The following is a 16,294-nucleotide window of genomic DNA, read 5'->3' as shown; positions in this document are numbered from 1 at the left end:
GACCTAGGCTGATCGCGTGCCTCTCATCATCTACTCGGCCCTGCGCCTCGGCCTGTTCGCTGCGCTCACGTTGCTCATGCACTTCTGGGCCGGCATGGAGTGGTGGTTCGCCGCGCTGATCTCGGTGTTCGCCGCCTGGGGCCTGTCGTACACGATGCTCGACGGACCCCGCGACGCCGCGGCCCGCTACCTCGCCGACCGCGCCGAGGCCCGCAAGGCTCGCAAGGGTCTCTCGGTCGGTCAGAGCGAGGACGCCCAGGTCGAGGACGCCGCCCAGGACGCCGCACCGGAGCCGGTCGAGCGCGACGAGCCGTAGGTCCGGTCGCCCGCTACAGCGCGAGCCCGAGCCCGAGCAGCACCCCGAACGCCAGCTCGAGCATGCCGGTGCCCGCAAGCACCGGGACCAGCAGACGCCCGCGGGCGCCCGCCAGCACCGTCACCGTGAGAAGTCCGGCCGGGAACCCGAGCAGGACGACGAGGATCGACCACGGCGCGACGAGCGCGCAGCCGAGACCCAGCACGATCGGCACCCAGAGCAGCGCCGCGTACACGCGCCGGGACCTGTGTTCGCCGAGCCGCACCGCGAGCGTGCGCTTGCCTGCGAGGACGTCGGTGGGGACATCGCGCAGGTTGTTGACCATGAGCAGGGCGCACGCCAGGAGCCCGATCGCGACGGCCCCGGTCACGGCCACCCACGAGATCCGGCCGGCCTGGGTGTAGGTCGTCCCGAGCACCGCGACGAGCCCGAAGAACACGAAGACGCCGACCTCGCCGAGCCCGCGGTACCCGTACGGCCGGCGGCCGCCGGTGTAGTACCAGGCGGCGGCGATCGACGCGGCGCCGACGGCGATGAGCCACCACTGCCCGGACAGCGCCACGAGCGCGAGGCCTAGCAGCGCGCCGACGCCGAACGACGCGAACGCCGCCCACTTGACGTGCTCGGGGCGCGCCGCGCCGGACGCCGTCAGACGCATCGGGCCGACGCGGTCGAGGTCGGTGCCGCGGACCCCGTCGGAGTAGTCGTTGGCGAGGTTGACGCCGATCTGCAGCGCGAGCGCGACGCCGAGCGCGAGCAGGGCCCGGCCGGGGTTAGCGGCGCCGAGCTGAGCGGCCGCGCCGGTCCCGACCAGCACGGGGGCCGCGGCGGCGGGCAGGGTGCGGGGTCGGGCACCTGCGATCCACTCGGAGGTCGTGGCCATGGTGTTCCTGTCAGTCGGGAGCGGGCGAGCGGGCTGGCTGGGGCGTGCGGTCGGACGGTTCAGGGCACGGGTCGGACGAGCCGCCGGGCCACGTCGGCGGCGGCGCGACGATCGACCTTGCCGGGGCCCCGCAGCGGCAGCGCGTCGACCACCACGACGTGGCGCGGGGCTGCCGAGCGACCGAGGCTGCTCTCGACGGTAGCCCGCACCGCGGCCAGGTCCGGCATCGGTGCACCCGGGCGCAGCACGAGCACGGCCGTGACGGCGTGCCCCCACTCCTCGTCGGGCAGACCGACGACGCACGCCTCGGCGACACCGGCCAGCTCGCCGAGCACGCGTTCGACGGCGGCCGGTGCCACCTTGGCGCCGCCCGTGACGATCACGTCGTCGAGCCGGCCGAGGACCGTCAGGACCCCGTCGGTGGCCAGGGCTCCGACGTCGGTCGTCCGCAGCCAGCGCTCACCGCCACGCTGGACGAACACCTGCGCGTCGAGGTCGGGCCGACCGCGGTACCCGGTCGCGAGGACCGGACCGGTCAGCAGCACCCGGCCGTCGGGCTCGAGGTCGACGCGGACGCCGTCGAGCGGGACGCCGTCGTAGACGCAGCCCCCGCAGGTCTCGGACATGCCGTAGGTGGTCACGACGGCGATCCCGGCCGCGCGGGCGTCGGCGACGAGCGAGGGGGCCGCCGCCGCGCCGCCGAGCAGGACCGCGTCGAACGCTCGGAGCGCGTCCACGCCGTCCGGCGAGCCCAGCAGGCGGTGCAGCTGCGTCGGCACGAGCGAGGTGTACCGGCGACCCGCCCCGAGCTTGAGCCGTCCGCTCGCCGCGGCGAACGCGTCGGCGCGGAACGGACCGGCCGGGACGGCGACGGGGACGGTCCCGGCGAGCACCGACCGGACGAGCACCTGCAGGCCCGCGACGTGCGTGGTCGGCAGCGCGAGCAGCCAGCGTCCCGGTCCGCCCAGCCGGGCCTCGGTCGCCGCGGCGGAGGCGCGCAGGGCCGCCGCCGACAGCAGCACCTGTCGCGCGTCCCCTGTCGATCCGGACGTCTGGACGACGAGCGCCACGTCGTCGGGCACCTCGCGCGCGTCGGCCTCGGGCTCGGGAGCACCGGGCGCGGGGGTCGCCAGCACCGCCGGCCCGTCGCCGTCCAGGGCTGCAGCGAGGGCGGCGAGCAGGACGTCGGTCGTCGGCGGCCCGTCGCCGTGCGGCTCAGGCGACGGCACGACGCGGACGGGACGACTCACCGGCTCAGCGTAGGCGGCACCGTAGAGTGTGGCGCGACGATCCGGACGCCGTGCCGGGAGAAGGAGTTCCGCTGTGCCCTTGACCGTGTCCTTGCGCCAGACCCGCGCTGTCGCGCTCCTCACGGTCGCTGTCGCGGCCGCGCTCGGCGCCTGCGGCGGGGGGAGCACCCCTGGCCCCGCCGTCTCGGTGCCGCCCGTGACCGTCGCCCCGAGCGTCGACCCCGCGAAGCAGGCGGCGCCCACGCCCGTCGTGCCGGCGCGCTGGCCGCTCACCGGGGTCGCCGCCGCCGACGTCGTCGTGCGCCCCGCGCTCGCGGTCAAGATCGAGAACCCCGCCGAGGTCCGCCCGCAGACGGGCCTCGACCAGGCCGACATGGTCTGGGAGGAGGTCGTCGAGGGCGGCATCACGCGGTTCGTCGCGATCTTCCACTCGCAGGTGCCCGCCGAGGTCGGACCGATCCGTTCGGTCCGCCCGATGGACCCGGCGATCGTCTCCCCGCTGCACGGCCTCATCGCGTTCTCGGGTGGTCAGGCCCAATATGTCGCTGCGCTCCCGGCCGCGGGCTTGCAGATCCTCAGCCAGGACCGCGGCGACCCCGGGTTCGCGCGCTCGAAGATCCGCGCAGCTCCACATAATGTCTTCGGCACACCCACGACGTTCTGGAACCAGGCGGACGACAGCCACAAGGCCACCCCGCCCGAGCAGTTCCACTTCGCGCGGACGGCCGACCAGGCCACCGCAGTGCTCTCCGGCGCCCCCGCCACGACGGTCGCTCTCCAGCTCTCGGGCGGCTCGCACCCCGGCTGGTCCTGGAACGCCGCCGATTCGACCTGGCTCCGCTCGGAGTTCGGCACGCCCGCGACCTCCGTGTCGGGTGCGCGTCTCGCCGCGACGAACGTCATCGCCCTGAAGGTCACCCTCGTGGACTCCGGCACGATCGACCCGGCAGGCAACCCAGTCCCCGAGACCAAGCTCGTGGGTTCGGGCGAGGCCCTGGTCGCGACCGGCGGCAAGTCGATCGCCGCGACCTGGACCAAGAGCGCGACCGACGCGCCGCTCACGCTCGCGGCCGCCGACGGCACCGACATCAAGCTCGCCGCGGGCACGACGTGGATCGAGCTCGTGCCGAACGGCTCCGGCTCGATGAGCGCGAGCTGACCGCGGCGATGCGGTCCACCGTCGCAGGCATCGGCCTGCTGTGCGCGCTCGCGCTGACCGCGTGCACGTCGGCCGCCCCGACGGCGCCGCCGACGCCGGACACCGTGACGATCGCGCCGACCGTCGACCCAGCGAAGGCTGCGGCGCCCGCGCCCGTGCCCCCCGCGCCGGTCCTCCCGCCGACCTGGCCGCTGACCGGGATCGAGGGCGAGGTCGCCCAGCGCCCGGCCCTCGCGGTCAAGATCGAGAACACCTCGCAGGCCCGCCCCCAGACCGGTCTGGAGCAGGCCGACGTGGTCTGGGAGACGATCGTCGAGTTCCAGGTGTCGCGGTTCGTCGCGGTCTTCCACTCGCAGGTGCCCGCCGAGGTCGGTCCGATCCGCTCGGTCCGCCCGATGGACCCGCTGATCGTGGCCCCGTTGCACGGACTCATCGCGTACTCCGGCGGGCAGCCGGGGATCCTCGCGCTCGTCCAGGCGAGCGGGGCGCAGTCGATCAGCCACGACGCGGGTGCGCCGGGGCTCTACCGCATCAAGACCCGCGCCGCGCCGCACAACGTCTACGGCTCGCCGCAGACGTTCTGGGGTCAGGCCGACGCCGACCACCAGGCCGCGCCCGGGGAGCAGTTCGTGTTCGCCCGCACCCTCGAGGCTGCATCGGCGGTCGCCGGCGGAGCACCGACGACGACCCTGTCGCTGCACCTGTCGACGGCGTCGAACCCGAGCTGGTCCTGGGACGGGACGTCGTGGCTGCGCTCCGAGGGGTCGGCGCCCGCGATGGCGGCGAGCGGCGCGCGTCTGTCCGCGACCAACGTCGTGACGATCACGGCCGACCACCCGAACACCGGCTTCGGTGCGCAGGGCGGGGCTCCGGTCCCGACCTACTCGCTCGTGGGCGCGGGTGACGCGGTCGTCGCGACGGGTGGCAAGACGCTGGCCGCGCGGTGGCAGAAGGACGCGCAGGACGCGCCGATGCGGCTCGTCGCGGCCGACGGCTCGCCCGTGACCCTCGCCCCGGGCACCACCTGGGTCGAGCTCGTGCCGGCCGGCAGCGGGTCGCTGACCCTGGGCTGAGCCTGCGCGCTCCGCCCCCGGGTGGAGGTGGGCGTGGGCCCGGCTGCTCCCGGCGGGGGATCCCGGCTGGGCGAGGTCGGTCCCGCGGGCTGATCCGCATCCTCGCGGCCCGACGCAGGGTGGTCCCATGACCACGATCACGTCCGACCACGGCGAGGACCACGAGGAGCGCGTGCACGCGATCGGGGCTGTGCTCGGCGCCGGCGCGGTGCTGATGGGGCTCCTCATCGGCGCCGCGTACGTCGTCAGCCAGCTCGTCTCGCTGCTCGCCTGGGCGTTCGTGAGCCACTGAGCCGCGTCAGGCCGGACGGGGACTGAGCGAGCAGCGGCAGAGCGAACCTCAGAACGCGTACGGGAACCCGGACCAGTCCGGCTCGCGGTGCTCGAGGAACGCGTCGCGACCCTCGACCGCCTCGTCCGTGAGGTACGCGAGCCGCGTGGCCTCTCCGGCGAACACCTGCTGTCCGGCGAGGCCGTCGTCGGCCAGGTTGAACGCGAACTTGAGCATCCGGATCGCCTGCGGGGACTTCGTCGCGATGATCCGCGCGTACTCGAGCGCGGCGTCCTCGAGGTCGGCGTGGTCGACGACGTCATTCACGGCGCCCCATGCGAGCGCGTCCTCGGCGGAGTACTCGCGGGCGAGGAAGAAGATCTCGCGGGCGCGCTTCTGGCCGACCTGGCGGGCGAGCAGCGCCGAGCCGTAGCCACCGTCGAACGAGCCGACGTTCGCGTCGGTCTGCATGAAGCGCGCATGCTGGCGCGACGCGATCGTGAGGTCGGCCACGACGTGCAGAGAGTGCCCACCGCCCGCGGCCCAGCCGCCGACGACCGCGACGACGACCTTCGGCATCGTCCGGATCAGCCGCTGCACCTCGAGGATGTGCAGGCGCCCGGCTCGGGCCGGGTCGATCGCGTCGGCGGTCTGCGCGTCAGGGTCGCCGGTGTACCGGTAGCCGTCGCGCGCGCGGATGCGCTGGTCGCCGCCCGAGCAGAACGCCCAGCCGCCGTCCTTGGGGCTCGGACCGTTGCCGGTGAGCAGCACGGTCCCCACGTCGGAGCTCATGCGCGCGTGGTCGAGCACACGGTAGAGCTCGTCGACCGTGTGGGGGCGGAACGCGTTGCGGACCTCGGGCCGGTCGAACGCGACACGCACCACGGGGAGGTCACGCTCGGTCGGCGCACCGTCGTCGGCCACTCCTCGCGCGACGCCTCGGTGGTACGTCATGTCCGTCAGGTCCTCGAACCCGGCGACGGTGCGCCAGCGGCTCGGGTCGAACGTCTCGGACACCTGCGCGGGGATCTCACTCACCCACCCAGCGTAGGCGGACCGCAGCGAACGCGGCCCGCAGCCGGCCGTAGCCTGGGGGCATGCCTGACCTGCACGTGTACTCGATCCCGATGCGCACCCGCTTCCGGGGGATCACGGTGCGCGAGGGTGTCCTGGTGCGCGGCGCGGCCGGCTGGGGCGAGTTCTCACCGTTCTGGGACTACGACGCGGCGGAGTCGGCAGCGTGGTGGCGCGCCGCGCGCGAAGCCGCCGCCGACGCGTGGCCGCCCGCGGTGCGGACCCACATCCCGGTCAACGTGACGGTCCCCGCGGTCGACGCCGCGACCGCGCACCGCATCGTGACCGCCTCGGGCGGCTGCCGCACCGCGAAGGTCAAGGTCGCCGAGCCTGGGCAGTCGGTCGACGACGAGATCGCGCGCCTCGAGGCCGTGCGCGACGCGATCGGGCCGGACGGTGCGATCCGCATCGACGCGAACGGGCTGTGGGACGTCGATACAGCCCTGGCCCGGCTCGCGGTCCTCGACCGGGCCGCGGGCGGTCTGGAGTACGCCGAGCAGCCCGTCCCGACCGTCGCGGACCTCGCGGCCGTCCGGCGCGCGACCCACGTGCTGATCGCCGCCGACGAGTCGATCCGTCGTGCCGAGGACCCGCTGGCCGTCGTCCGGGCGCACGCCGCGGACATCGTCGTGCTCAAGGTGCAGCCGCTCGGGGGGTTCGGGCCTGCCTCGCGCTCGCCGAGCGGGTCGGCCTGCCCGTCGTGGTGTCCTCCGCTCTCGAGACGTCGGTCGGCCTCGCGGCGGGGATCGCGCTCGCGGCGGCCCTGCCCGAGCTGCCCTACGCGTGCGGGCTCGCGACGGTGCAGCTGCTCACCGCGGACGTCGTCGCGCACCCGCTGCTGCCCGTCGACGGAATGATCCGGGTCGACCGGCCCGACGTCGACCCTGCCCTGCTCGCTGCCGCCGCGGCCGACGCGCCGACGCGCGACCGGTGGCACGAGCGGCTGGACGCCGTCCGATCCGTCCTCGCCGAGCCCGACCGTGCCTGACAGGCTCGCCGGCCCGATTACGGTGGGCACGTGACGACAGCTGCGGACAACCCGGCGACGACTGCCGCGCGGGTCCTCGTCCAGGCGCTCGCGGCGCTCGGTGTCCGGGAGGTCGTGCTCGCGCCCGGCTCGCGCAGCGCCCCGCTGGCCTACGCGCTCGCGGACGCGGCCCGCGCCGACCGCGACCGTCCGGCCGGTGCGCCGTCGCTCACGCTGCACGTGCGCGTCGACGAGCGGTCCGCGGGGTTCCTCGCGCTCGGGCTGGCCAAGGCCGCGGACGCCGTCGGCGAGACCCGTCCGGTCGCGGTCGTCACGACGTCGGGCACTGCGGTCGCCAACCTGCACCCGGCCGTCCTCGAGGCCTCGCACGCCGGCCTGCCGCTCCTGATCCTGACCGCCGACCGCCCGCACGAGCTGCGCGGCACCGGCGCGAACCAGACCACGAACCAGGTCGGGCTGTTCGGCTCGGCCATGCGGTTCGCCGCCGACGTGCCCGCGCCCACGGGCCGCGCGGGGGAGGGGCGCGACCTGCGCCACCTCCTCTCGCGCGCCGTCGCGGCGGCCCTGGGCTCGCGGACCGGTGCGCCCGGTCCGGTCCATCTCGACCTCGCCTACCGGGAGCCGCTCGCGCCCGCCTCGGCCACGTGGCCCGCACCGGCGGCCGCGGGGCTCGTCGAGGTCCAGCGGCGCGGCCCGGCCGGGGACGACGGTGGACCCCACGGCACGCCTGCGGCGACCGACGACGCCGGCACGGTCGTGGTCGCGGGCGACGGCGCCGGTCCCCTCGCGCGGGCGGTCGCCGAGGCGAACGGCTGGCCGCTGCTCGCCGAGCCGTCGTCCGGGGCACTCGGCGGACCGTGCGCGATCGGTGCGTACCGCCTCCTGCTCGGCAGGCCGGACCTCGGCGGGCGGGTGCGTCGGGTGCTCGTGCTCGGGCGTCCCACGCTGTCGCGCCCGGTGACGTCCCTGCTCGCGCGCGACGACGTCGAGGTGGTCGTCGTCGCGCCGCGCGGCGCCGACTGGCCGGACGCCTCGCGATCCGCGGCGCAGGTGCTCGTCGAGGTGCCCGCGCGGCTCCTCGGCGGGCCGTCGGGCGACGGGCGCCCCGTCTCGGGTCCCTGGCTCGACGCGTGGGTGGCGGCCGGCTCGGCGGCACTCGCCGCGATCGACGACGTCCTCGACCCCGAGGTCCTCGCGGCGCCGTCCCGCGCCGGCACCCGCGTGACCGGGCCGCTGCTCGCTCGCGCCGTCGCGCGCGCCACGTCCGAGGGTGACGTGCTCGTCGTCGGCTCGAGCAACCCGGTGCGTGACCTCGACCTCGTCGGGGTGTGGGACGCCCCGCCGCTCGTGCTCGCGAACCGCGGCCTCGCCGGGATCGACGGTACGCTGTCGACCGCGATCGGGGTCGCCCTTGCGCTGCCGACGCGTCGCGTGCGGGCACTCGTCGGGGACCTGACGTTCCTGCACGACGTCGGCGGCCTGCTGCGCGGTTCCCTCGAGGCCCCGGCCGACCTGCAGATCGTCGTGGCCAACGACGACGGCGGGTCTATCTTCGCGACCCTCGAGCACGGCGCCCCCGAGCGTGCGGACGTCTTCGAGCGTGTGTTCGGTACCCCCCACGGTGCCGACCTGTCCGCGCTGTGCGCCGCGTACGGCGTGCGGCACACCCGGGTGGGCGACGTCGACGGGCTCGCCCCCGCGCTCGCCGCACCCGGACCCGGGGTGTCCGTGGTCGAGGTCCGGGTCGACCGTGCCGGTCGCCGCGCGCTGATGGCGCGGATCGCCGAGGCCGTCGACGACGCGGTCGCAGCCCTCTCGCACTGAGCCGTCCGCGGCTGCACGGGCTCGCGGCCGCACCGGGCCGCGGTCGAGCTGCCCGCGATCGATTCGCAGCCGATTCCCAGGAACCCTCAAGACTGCGCACAGCGCCCCCGGGTGTGATGGTGGACAACAAGGAGGGCAGATCACATGAGCACCACACCCGAGGTCCCCGGCCCGGCCGAGCCCGAGCAGAACGCAGCGCCGACCACCGGCAGCACGACACCGGCCGAGCCGGCCGCCGCGTCCGAGCAGCCGGCAGCGCCCGAGCACCCCACCCAACCCTTGCCGCCGGCGCAGGTGACGCAGCCCTTGCCGCCGACGCATCCCACGCATCCCACGCAGCCCTTGCCACCGACGCAGACCACCCAGCCGCTGCCGCCGACGGCCCAGCCGGCCAACCCCTTCGTGCCGCCGCAGCCCGCGCCGGGCGTCGACCCTCGCGCTCAGTACGCGGCGCAGCAGTACGCCGCCGCGCAGCAGCATGCCGCCGCCCAGCACGCGGCCGCCCAGGAGGCAGCCGCCCGGCAGCACGCGGCCGCTGCGCAGCAGCACGCGGCCCGGTCGGGCGCCGACCCGTTCCTCGCGCCGGGCGTCACGCCGGGCCTCACACCGGGCCAGGCGCCCGCTGCGACCGAGCCCGGTGCGGTGCCGACCCAGGGCCGGCGCTCGATCTGGCTGCCGATCACGGCGGCTGCCGCGGGTGCGGCCCTGATCGCCAGCTTCGGCACGGCCGCGCTGACCGGCGCGTTCAACGACGGCACCACGAGCGTGACGCCGTCGTCGATCGCGACCATCGGGCAGAGCACCAACGAGTCCGTCCCCGTGGCGGGCTCCACGTCCGACAACCCCGACTGGCAGAAGGTCGCCGCGGCCGTGCAGGCCTCGGTCGTCGCGATCGAGGTCACGACGACGAGCGGGAGCGCGCAGGGCTCCGGCGTCATCCTCGACAAGACCGGCAACATCATCACGAACAACCACGTGGTCGAGGGCGCCCAGGGCGACGTCTCGGTGACGCTCACCGACGGGCGCGTGTTCAAGGCCACCATCGTGGGCACCGACGCGACGACGGACCTCGCGGTGATCAAGCTCACGGACGCCCCGACCGACCTGTCGCCCGCGGCACTCGGTGACTCGAGCACCATCGTGGTCGGCCAGCCCGTCATGGCGGTCGGCAACCCGCTCGGTCTGGCGAACACGGTCACGACGGGCATCGTCTCGGCCGTGGACCGCCCGGTGTCGACGTCGACCACGGGCTCGAGCTCGGACGCGGTCGTGACGAACGCGATCCAGATCGACGCGGCGGTCAACCCGGGCAACTCCGGTGGCCCGCTGTTCGACGCGGAGGGCAGGGTCGTCGGGATCACGTCGTCGATCGCGACGCTGTCGAGCTCGTCGGGCTCGATCGGTCTCGGCTTCGCGATCCCGGTGAACCTCGTCAAGAACATCGCGACGCAGCTCGTCGACTCGGGCTCCGCCGAGCACGCCTTCCTGGGCGTCTCGCTCAGTGACGGCACGGCGACGGTGGACAACACGACCCGTCTCGGCGCGGTCGTCCAGGAGGTCACGGCCGGCTCGCCCGCGGCGAACGCCAGCATGCAGGCCAAGGACGTGATCGTCGCGATCGACGGCAAGCCTGTCGGCGGGGCCGAGTCTCTGACGGCCTACGTCCGGGGCATGGCGTCCGGTGCACAGGCGATGCTGACCGTGGTTCGCGACGGCAAGGCGATCGACGTCAAGGTCACCCTGGCGACGAAGGCCGCGACCACGCCGAGCTCGGACTCGACCACCCCGACGGACCCGCGGCAGATGACCCCGGACCAGCTCTACAAGTGGTACCAGGAGCAGCAGCAGGGCCAGGGCGGTACCGGCCAGGGCTGACGCAGACGCCCGGGCCGGGTGTCCTCCCTTCGCCCCCCGGGAGACGGTCGATGCGGATCCCCCACCCGCGTCCCGTCACAGGAACGGCCGGCACCCTGGGGTGCCGGCCGTTCCTTCGTTCGTCGCCCCGACGTGCGCGCCTCCGGGCGCGCGGGAGCGGGTGACGAGCTGCGGCGTCAGTCGGACGCGAGCGCGTCGCGCATGGGGATGAGCTTGGCCTCGGACTCCGCGAGCTCGGCGGCCGGGTCGGACGCGGCGACGATGCCGCACCCGGCGAACAGCCGGATGCGCCGAGGGTCGTCGGGGTCCACCTGCGCGGAGCGCAGCGCGATGCCCCACTCGCCGTCGCCGTCGGCGCCGAACCAGCCGACGGGACCGGCGTAGCGCGCGCGGTCCATGCCCTCGATCTGGCTGATGAGTTCCCGGGCGGCGGCCGTCGGGGTGCCGCACACGGCGGCCGACGGGTGCAGCGCCGCGGCGAGCGCGAGGCTCGACGGGTGGGTGCTCGGGGTTCCGGCGAGCGCCGCGATGCCGGCTGCGGTGCCGGTGGCGTCTGGGGCCACGCCCGCGAGGACGCCCGTGACGTCCGAGGCGAGGTGCAGGACGTTGGGCAGGTGCAGGACGAACGGCACGTCGGGCACGTTGATCGAGGTGCAGAAGGGTTCGAGGGCGTGGGCGACGGAGGCGACCGCGTACTCGTGCTCCTCGAGGTCCTTCGAGGAGTGCGCGAGGATCGCGGCGCGCGCGACGTCGGCGTTCTCGTCGCCGGTGCGCCGGATGGTCCCGGCGAGCACGCGGGACGTGACGAGCCCCTTCTCGGAGCGCACGAGCAGCTCGGGCGTCGCCCCGAGCATGCCGTCGACCGAGAACGTCCAGCACGACGGGTACTGCTGGGCGAGGCGGCGCAGCGGCCAGCGCACGTCGAGCGGGTCGGCTGTGCGGGCGCAGACGTCGCGTGCGAGCACCACCTTGTCGAGCTCGCCCGCGCGGATCGCCGCGATGCCCTGCCCGACGACGTCGGGCCAGCGGTCCGCCGGGACGTCGCCGTCGCCGTACATGACGGCACCCGGCGAGTGGACGGGCGCTCGGACGCCGACCACGTCCGCGAGCGTGGGCGCCGGGCGCAGGGTCGCACCCGACTCGATGGTCGTGAGCCACACGCGGCCCCCGCGCCGCCCGACGACGACGCGGGGGACGACGACGACGCCGCCCGCCGCGGAGTCCTCGTCGAACGCGAACGAGCCGAACGCAACGGGTCCGGTCCCGGGCAGGCCGACCTCGTCGCGCACGACGCAGTGCGCGAGCACCTCGTGCCAGGCGCGCTCGGCGTCGGCGAAGCGGTCGGGGCCGGTGACGGTGATCCGCAGCGCCTCGCCCCACCCGACGAGACCGTCGCCGCGCCGGACCCACGCGAGCGGGGCGTCGGGGGGCAGCAGGTCGAGCAGGGCGGTCGCGTCGTCGGTGCCGGGACCGGCGCCGACGGTCCGGGGACCGTGGTGGGCGAGGTCGTCGAGCGCGACCGTCCGTACGACCAAGGGATACGGGACGGCATCGGGCGAGGTGCTGGTCATCGTGTGTCAGGGTACGTCCCCCGGACGTACCACCCCTGCCGACCTGAGACGATGGGGTCATGCCCCGCGCCACCCTCGACAAGGACCCCCGCGCCGTCGCCGCCATGTTCGACGCCGTCGCGCGCCGCTACGACGTGACGAACGACGTCATCTCGCTGGGGCAGGACCGCTACTGGCGCCGGGCGACCCTCGCCGCCGTCGGGGCGAAGCAGGGTGAGCAGGTCCTCGACCTCGCCGCGGGCACGGGGACGTCGAGCGAGCCGCTCGCCGACGCGGGCGTGCGCGTCGTGCCGTGCGACCTGTCGTTCGGGATGCTCGAGGTCGGCAAGCGCCGGCGCCCCGACCTGGGGTTCGTCGCCGGTGACGCGACGGCGCTGCCGTTCGCTGACGAGTCGTTCGACGCCGTGACGATCTCCTTCGGCCTGCGCAACGTCGTCGACACCGCGGGTGCGCTCGCCGAGCTGCTGCGCGTGACCCGGCCCGGCGGGCGACTGGTCGTGTGCGAGTTCTCGCGGCCGACCTGGGCGCCGTTCCGGACCGTCTACACCGAGTACCTCATGCGCGCGCTGCCGCCTGTCGCGCGCGCGGTGTCCAAGGAGCCCGACGCGTACGTGTACCTCGCGGAGTCGATCCGCGAGTGGCCGGACCAGCAGGGTCTCGGGCAGCTGATCAAGGCCGCCGGATGGGGTCAGGTCGCATTTCGGAACCTTTCGGGCGGGATCGTGGCGCTGCATCGTGGCGTGCGTCCGGCCTGAGAATCGAGGGCCCGCACCTGCGCCTCCATGAGGCGCGAGGACGGGATGTGAGCAGGGACACGGCTGGTCAGCGATGATGAGGTAAGCCTTCGCAGACACGTCGTGGGACGGTGGTTAGACTCGGCAAGTCGTAGCAGGAATGCCTTCACAAATGGGGAAGTCCGTGGTCAATGCAGGGCACGATGACGCTGATGTCATCGTCGTCGGCGCTGGCCCCGCAGGCTCGAGCGCGGCGTACCACTGCGCGTCGGCCGGCCTGGACGTGCTGCTCCTCGACAAGGCGTCGTTCCCCCGGGACAAGATCTGCGGCGACGGCCTGACGCCCCGCGCGGTCAAGGAGCTCGTCGCGATGGGCGTGCCGCTCCGCGAGAGCGACGGCTGGATCCGCAACAAGGGTCTGCGCGTCGTGGGCGGCGGCCACAGCCTCGAGCTGCCCTGGCCCGAGCTGTCGAGCTACCCGTCCTACGGGCTCGCACGCACGCGCATGAGCCTCGACCACGCGCTGGTCGAGCACGCCCGTGCCGCGGGCGCCAAGCTGCTCGAGCGCACCAACGTCACGGGCCCGGTGCTCGACGAGCGCACGGGTCGCGTCGTCGGCGTCACGGCCCGGCCGGTGGACGACGACGGCCGCAGGAGCGGCGACGAGATCACCTACCGCGCCCCGGTCGTCATCGCCGCGGACGGCGTGTCGGCCCGGCTCGCGACCGGCCTCGGTCTGGCCAAGCGCGACGACCGCCCGATGGGGGTCGCCGTGCGCACGTACTTCCGCACGCCGCGCGACCAGGACCCCTGGATGGAGAGCCACCTCGAGCTGTGGGACGGTGCCCCCGGGCGCTCCAACCTCATGCCCGGGTACGGCTGGATCTTCTCGCTCGGGGACGGCACCGCGAACGTGGGTCTCGGCAGCGTGTCGTCGACGGCCGCCGCGACCAAGGTCGACTACAAGGACCTGTTCGCGAAGTGGATGGCCAACGCGCCCGCCGAGTGGGAGTTCACCCCCGAGAACCAGATCGGGCCGGTGCGCGGCGCCGCGCTGCCCATGGGCTTCAACCGCGGACCGCTCTACGGGCGCGGCCTCATGCTCGCCGGCGACTCGGCCGGCATGGTCAGCCCGTTCAACGGTGAGGGCATCGCGTACGGGCTGCAGGCCGGCCGGTTCGCCGCCGACGCCGTGGTCCAGGCCGCCTCACGCGGGTCGGCCGCGGGTCGCGAGCGCGCGCTCGGGACGTACGCCAGCCGCATGAAGGACGACCTCGGCGGGTACTACACCCTCGGCCGCTACTTCGTGAAGATCATCGAGCACCCGCAGATCATGCGGCTGTGCACGCGGTACGGGCTGCCCCGGCCGCTCCTCATGCGCTTCACGCTCAAGCTGCTCTCGGACTGCTACGAGCCGCGCGGCGGCGACGTGGTCGACCGCGTGATCTCAGGTCTCACCAAGATCGTTCCGGCAGCATGAGCGGCGACTGCGCGACCCTCGACCGCTCGACCTCCGACTGTTCTCCGACCGACCGCAGGACCTCGGCACCGAGGCCCACCCAATCCCTGACCGGGAGGGCTCTGAGATGACCAACCCGTACGTGCCGATCCTGGTGATGATGGGGATCGCCGCTGTGCTCGCCCTCGGTGGCGTCGGCGCGAGCGCGATCCTCGGCCCGCGCCGCTACAACCGCGCCAAGCTGGACGCGTACGAGTGCGGCATCGAGCCGACCCCGCACGCCGTCGGCGGTGGCCGGTTCCCGATCAAGTACTACCTCGTCGCGATGACGTTCATCATCTTCGACATCGAGGTCGTCTTCCTCTATCCGTGGGCCGTGAACTTCACGGAGCTCGCCGTGTTCGGCCTCGTCGCGATGATGGGCTTCCTCGCCATCATCACGGTGCCGTTCGTGTACGAGTGGCGCCGCGGTGGACTCGAGTGGGACTAGGGGTGAGCTGACATGGGCATCGAAGAGGCACCCTCGGGGTTCCTGCTGACGACGGTCGAGGACCTCGTCGGCTACTTCCGCAAGGGCTCGCTGTGGCCGGTGACGTTCGGTCTGGCGTGCTGCGCGATCGAGATGATGGCGACCGGTGCGTCGCGCTACGACATCTCGCGCTTCGGCATGGAGGTCTTCCGCGCGTCGCCGCGCCAGGCGGACCTCATGATCGTCGCGGGGCGCGTGAGCCAGAAGATGGCGCCCGTGGTCCGGCAGGTCTACGACCAGATGCCCGAGCCCAAGTGGGTCCTGTCGATGGGCGTGTGCGCGTCGTCGGGCGGGATGTTCAACAACTACGCGATCGTGCAGGGCGTCGACCACGTCGTGCCGGTCGACATCTACCTGCCCGGCTGTCCGCCGCGCCCCGAGATGCTCATCAACGCGATCCTCGCGCTGCACGAGCAGATCCAGTCCACGCCGCTGGGCGTGAACCGCGAGGAGGCGGCCCGGGCGGCCGAGGCCGCGGCGCTCGCCGCGACGCCGACGTCCCACATGACAGGGCTGCTGCGATGAGCGACGCTCCCCAGGAACTCACGACCGCGGCAGAGCTCGAGGGCGCCGCCGCGGCCGTGTCCGCAGGCGGGCGCGCGCCGCTCGACGTCGTCGACGTCCGCACGGGCCAGTTCGGCGCACCGGGCACGGGCGACACGTCCGGGTATGGCGGCCTCGTGACGACGGTCGTCCTGCCCGGGCCGACCGCCCGGCCGTACGGAGGCTGGTTCGACGAGGTCGTCGACATCCTCGCCGAGGTCCTCGAGGAGTCCGGCACACCGTTCGACGCCGCGATCGAGTCCGTCGTCGTGGACCGCGGCGAGCTCACGCTCAACGTGGCCCGCGAGCACGTCCTGGCGGTCTGCCGGGCGCTGCGGGACGACCAGGACCTGCGCTTCGAGCTGAGCCTCGGCGTCTCCGGCGCGCACTACCCGCACGACTCGGGCCGCGAGCTGCACGCGGTCTACCACCTCGTGTCCATCACGCACAGCCACCGGCTGCGGCTCGAGGTCGCGGTCGCGGACGGCGACGCGCACATCCCGTCGACGGTCGCGGTGTACCCCACCCACGACTGGCACGAGCGCGAGACCTGGGACTTCTTCGGCATCGAGTTCGACGGGCACCCGGCGCTCGCGCGCATCGAGATGCCCGACGACTGGCCGGGCCACCCCCAGCGCAAGGACTACCCCCTCGGGGGCATCCCGGTCGAGTACAAGGGCGCCACCGTGCCGCCCGCGGACCAGCGGAGGTCGTACAAGTGACACCGAGCACCCCCGGCGCACCC

General features: G+C 74.1%; 15 protein-coding genes and 1 pseudogene. 12 read left to right on the top strand and 4 right to left on the bottom strand.

Translation table 11 applies throughout. The annotated features are described in order from the left end of the window. Positions 1-16 precede the first annotated feature (16 nt). Positions 17-316 carry a DUF4229 domain-containing protein gene (locus DDP54_RS05035; protein ID WP_109130819.1) on the top strand — a complete coding sequence of 100 codons (300 nt, stop codon included), beginning with the start codon at positions 17-19 and terminating at the stop codon, positions 314-316. A 13-nt stretch (positions 317-329) separates the two neighbouring features. On the opposite strand, the gene DDP54_RS05030 is transcribed toward DDP54_RS05035, so the two are convergent. Continuing rightward, entirely contained in the window at positions 330-1,199 is an 870-nt protein-coding gene (locus tag DDP54_RS05030) for a 1,4-dihydroxy-2-naphthoate polyprenyltransferase (RefSeq protein WP_109130818.1), read from the bottom strand. A 59-nt stretch (positions 1,200-1,258) separates the two neighbouring features. Continuing rightward, the gene (gene menE / locus DDP54_RS05025; protein WP_277949598.1) at positions 1,259-2,380 is read right to left on the bottom strand and encodes an o-succinylbenzoate--CoA ligase; all 1,122 of its coding nucleotides are present in this window, start codon (positions 2,378-2,380) and stop codon (positions 1,259-1,261) included. 142 nt (positions 2,381-2,522) lie between these two features. On the opposite strand from menE, the gene DDP54_RS05020 reads away from it, so the two are divergent. The 3 genes from DDP54_RS05020 (at position 2,523) to DDP54_RS18355 (ending at position 4,973) form a co-directional block, all read left to right on the top strand. Beyond that, the gene (locus DDP54_RS05020) at positions 2,523-3,608 is read left to right on the top strand and encodes a DUF3048 domain-containing protein (RefSeq protein WP_109130816.1); all 1,086 of its coding nucleotides are present in this window, start codon (positions 2,523-2,525) and stop codon (positions 3,606-3,608) included. Next, positions 3,560-4,681 carry a DUF3048 domain-containing protein gene (locus DDP54_RS05015; RefSeq protein ID WP_242448225.1) on the top strand — a complete coding sequence of 374 codons (1,122 nt, stop codon included), beginning with the start codon at positions 3,560-3,562 and terminating at the stop codon, positions 4,679-4,681. The genes DDP54_RS05020 and DDP54_RS05015 overlap by 49 nt, the downstream gene beginning before the upstream one ends. Positions 4,682-4,808: 127 nt before the next feature. Further along, entirely contained in the window at positions 4,809-4,973 is a 165-nt protein-coding gene (locus DDP54_RS18355; protein ID WP_197711318.1) for a hypothetical protein, read from the top strand. A 48-nt stretch (positions 4,974-5,021) separates the two neighbouring features. Here DDP54_RS18355 and DDP54_RS05010 read toward each other — a convergent pair whose 3' ends face one another. Then, complete coding sequence (locus DDP54_RS05010) at positions 5,022-5,990, bottom strand: 1,4-dihydroxy-2-naphthoyl-CoA synthase (protein ID WP_109130815.1); 969 nt, start codon at positions 5,988-5,990, stop codon at positions 5,022-5,024. Between the two features lie 59 nt (positions 5,991-6,049). Between DDP54_RS05010 and DDP54_RS05005 the strand changes: the two are divergent. The 3 genes and pseudogenes from DDP54_RS05005 to DDP54_RS04995 all read left to right on the top strand — a co-directional run bounded on the left by DDP54_RS05005 (position 6,050) and on the right by DDP54_RS04995 (position 10,713). Continuing rightward, a pseudogene (locus DDP54_RS05005) lies at positions 6,050-7,014 on the top strand (o-succinylbenzoate synthase). 30 nt (positions 7,015-7,044) lie between these two features. Beyond that, complete coding sequence (gene menD, locus DDP54_RS05000) at positions 7,045-8,838, top strand: 2-succinyl-5-enolpyruvyl-6-hydroxy-3-cyclohexene-1-carboxylic-acid synthase (protein ID WP_109130814.1); 1,794 nt, start codon at positions 7,045-7,047, stop codon at positions 8,836-8,838. A 144-nt stretch (positions 8,839-8,982) separates the two neighbouring features. Continuing rightward, positions 8,983-10,713 (top strand): trypsin-like peptidase domain-containing protein, encoded by a 1,731-nt coding sequence (locus DDP54_RS04995; RefSeq protein WP_109130813.1) that lies wholly within the window; start codon positions 8,983-8,985, stop codon positions 10,711-10,713. 176 nt (positions 10,714-10,889) lie between these two features. Here DDP54_RS04995 and DDP54_RS04990 read toward each other — a convergent pair whose 3' ends face one another. Beyond that, positions 10,890-12,284, bottom strand: a complete 1,395-nt coding sequence (locus DDP54_RS04990) for a chorismate-binding protein (RefSeq protein ID WP_109130812.1) — start codon at positions 12,282-12,284, stop codon at positions 10,890-10,892. A 59-nt stretch (positions 12,285-12,343) separates the two neighbouring features. Here DDP54_RS04990 and DDP54_RS04985 point away from each other — a divergent pair, with 59 nt between their 5' ends. The 5 genes from DDP54_RS04985 (at position 12,344) to DDP54_RS04965 (ending at position 16,271) form a co-directional block, all read left to right on the top strand. Then, a complete protein-coding gene (locus DDP54_RS04985) occupies positions 12,344-13,039 on the top strand; it encodes a demethylmenaquinone methyltransferase (protein ID WP_109130811.1) in 696 nt (231 codons plus the stop codon). A 151-nt stretch (positions 13,040-13,190) separates the two neighbouring features. After that, positions 13,191-14,498 (top strand): geranylgeranyl reductase family protein, encoded by a 1,308-nt coding sequence (locus tag DDP54_RS04980; protein ID WP_197711317.1) that lies wholly within the window; start codon positions 13,191-13,193, stop codon positions 14,496-14,498. A gap of 106 nt (positions 14,499-14,604) precedes the next feature. After that, positions 14,605-14,967, top strand: a complete 363-nt coding sequence (locus DDP54_RS04975) for an NADH-quinone oxidoreductase subunit A (RefSeq protein WP_109130809.1) — start codon at positions 14,605-14,607, stop codon at positions 14,965-14,967. A gap of 12 nt (positions 14,968-14,979) precedes the next feature. After that, positions 14,980-15,531, top strand: a complete 552-nt coding sequence (locus DDP54_RS04970) for an NADH-quinone oxidoreductase subunit B (RefSeq protein ID WP_109130808.1) — start codon at positions 14,980-14,982, stop codon at positions 15,529-15,531. After that, on the top strand, positions 15,528-16,271 hold the full coding sequence (locus DDP54_RS04965; protein ID WP_109130807.1) for an NADH-quinone oxidoreductase subunit C: 744 nt from the start codon (positions 15,528-15,530) through the stop codon (positions 16,269-16,271). The genes DDP54_RS04970 and DDP54_RS04965 overlap by 4 nt, the downstream gene beginning before the upstream one ends. Positions 16,272-16,294: the final 23 nt, after the last annotated feature.

This window comes from Cellulomonas sp. WB94 (assembly GCF_003115775.1).
Lineage (GTDB): Bacteria > Actinomycetota > Actinomycetes > Actinomycetales > Cellulomonadaceae > Cellulomonas_A.
This window is presented reverse-complemented; position numbering and strand designations above follow the sequence as displayed.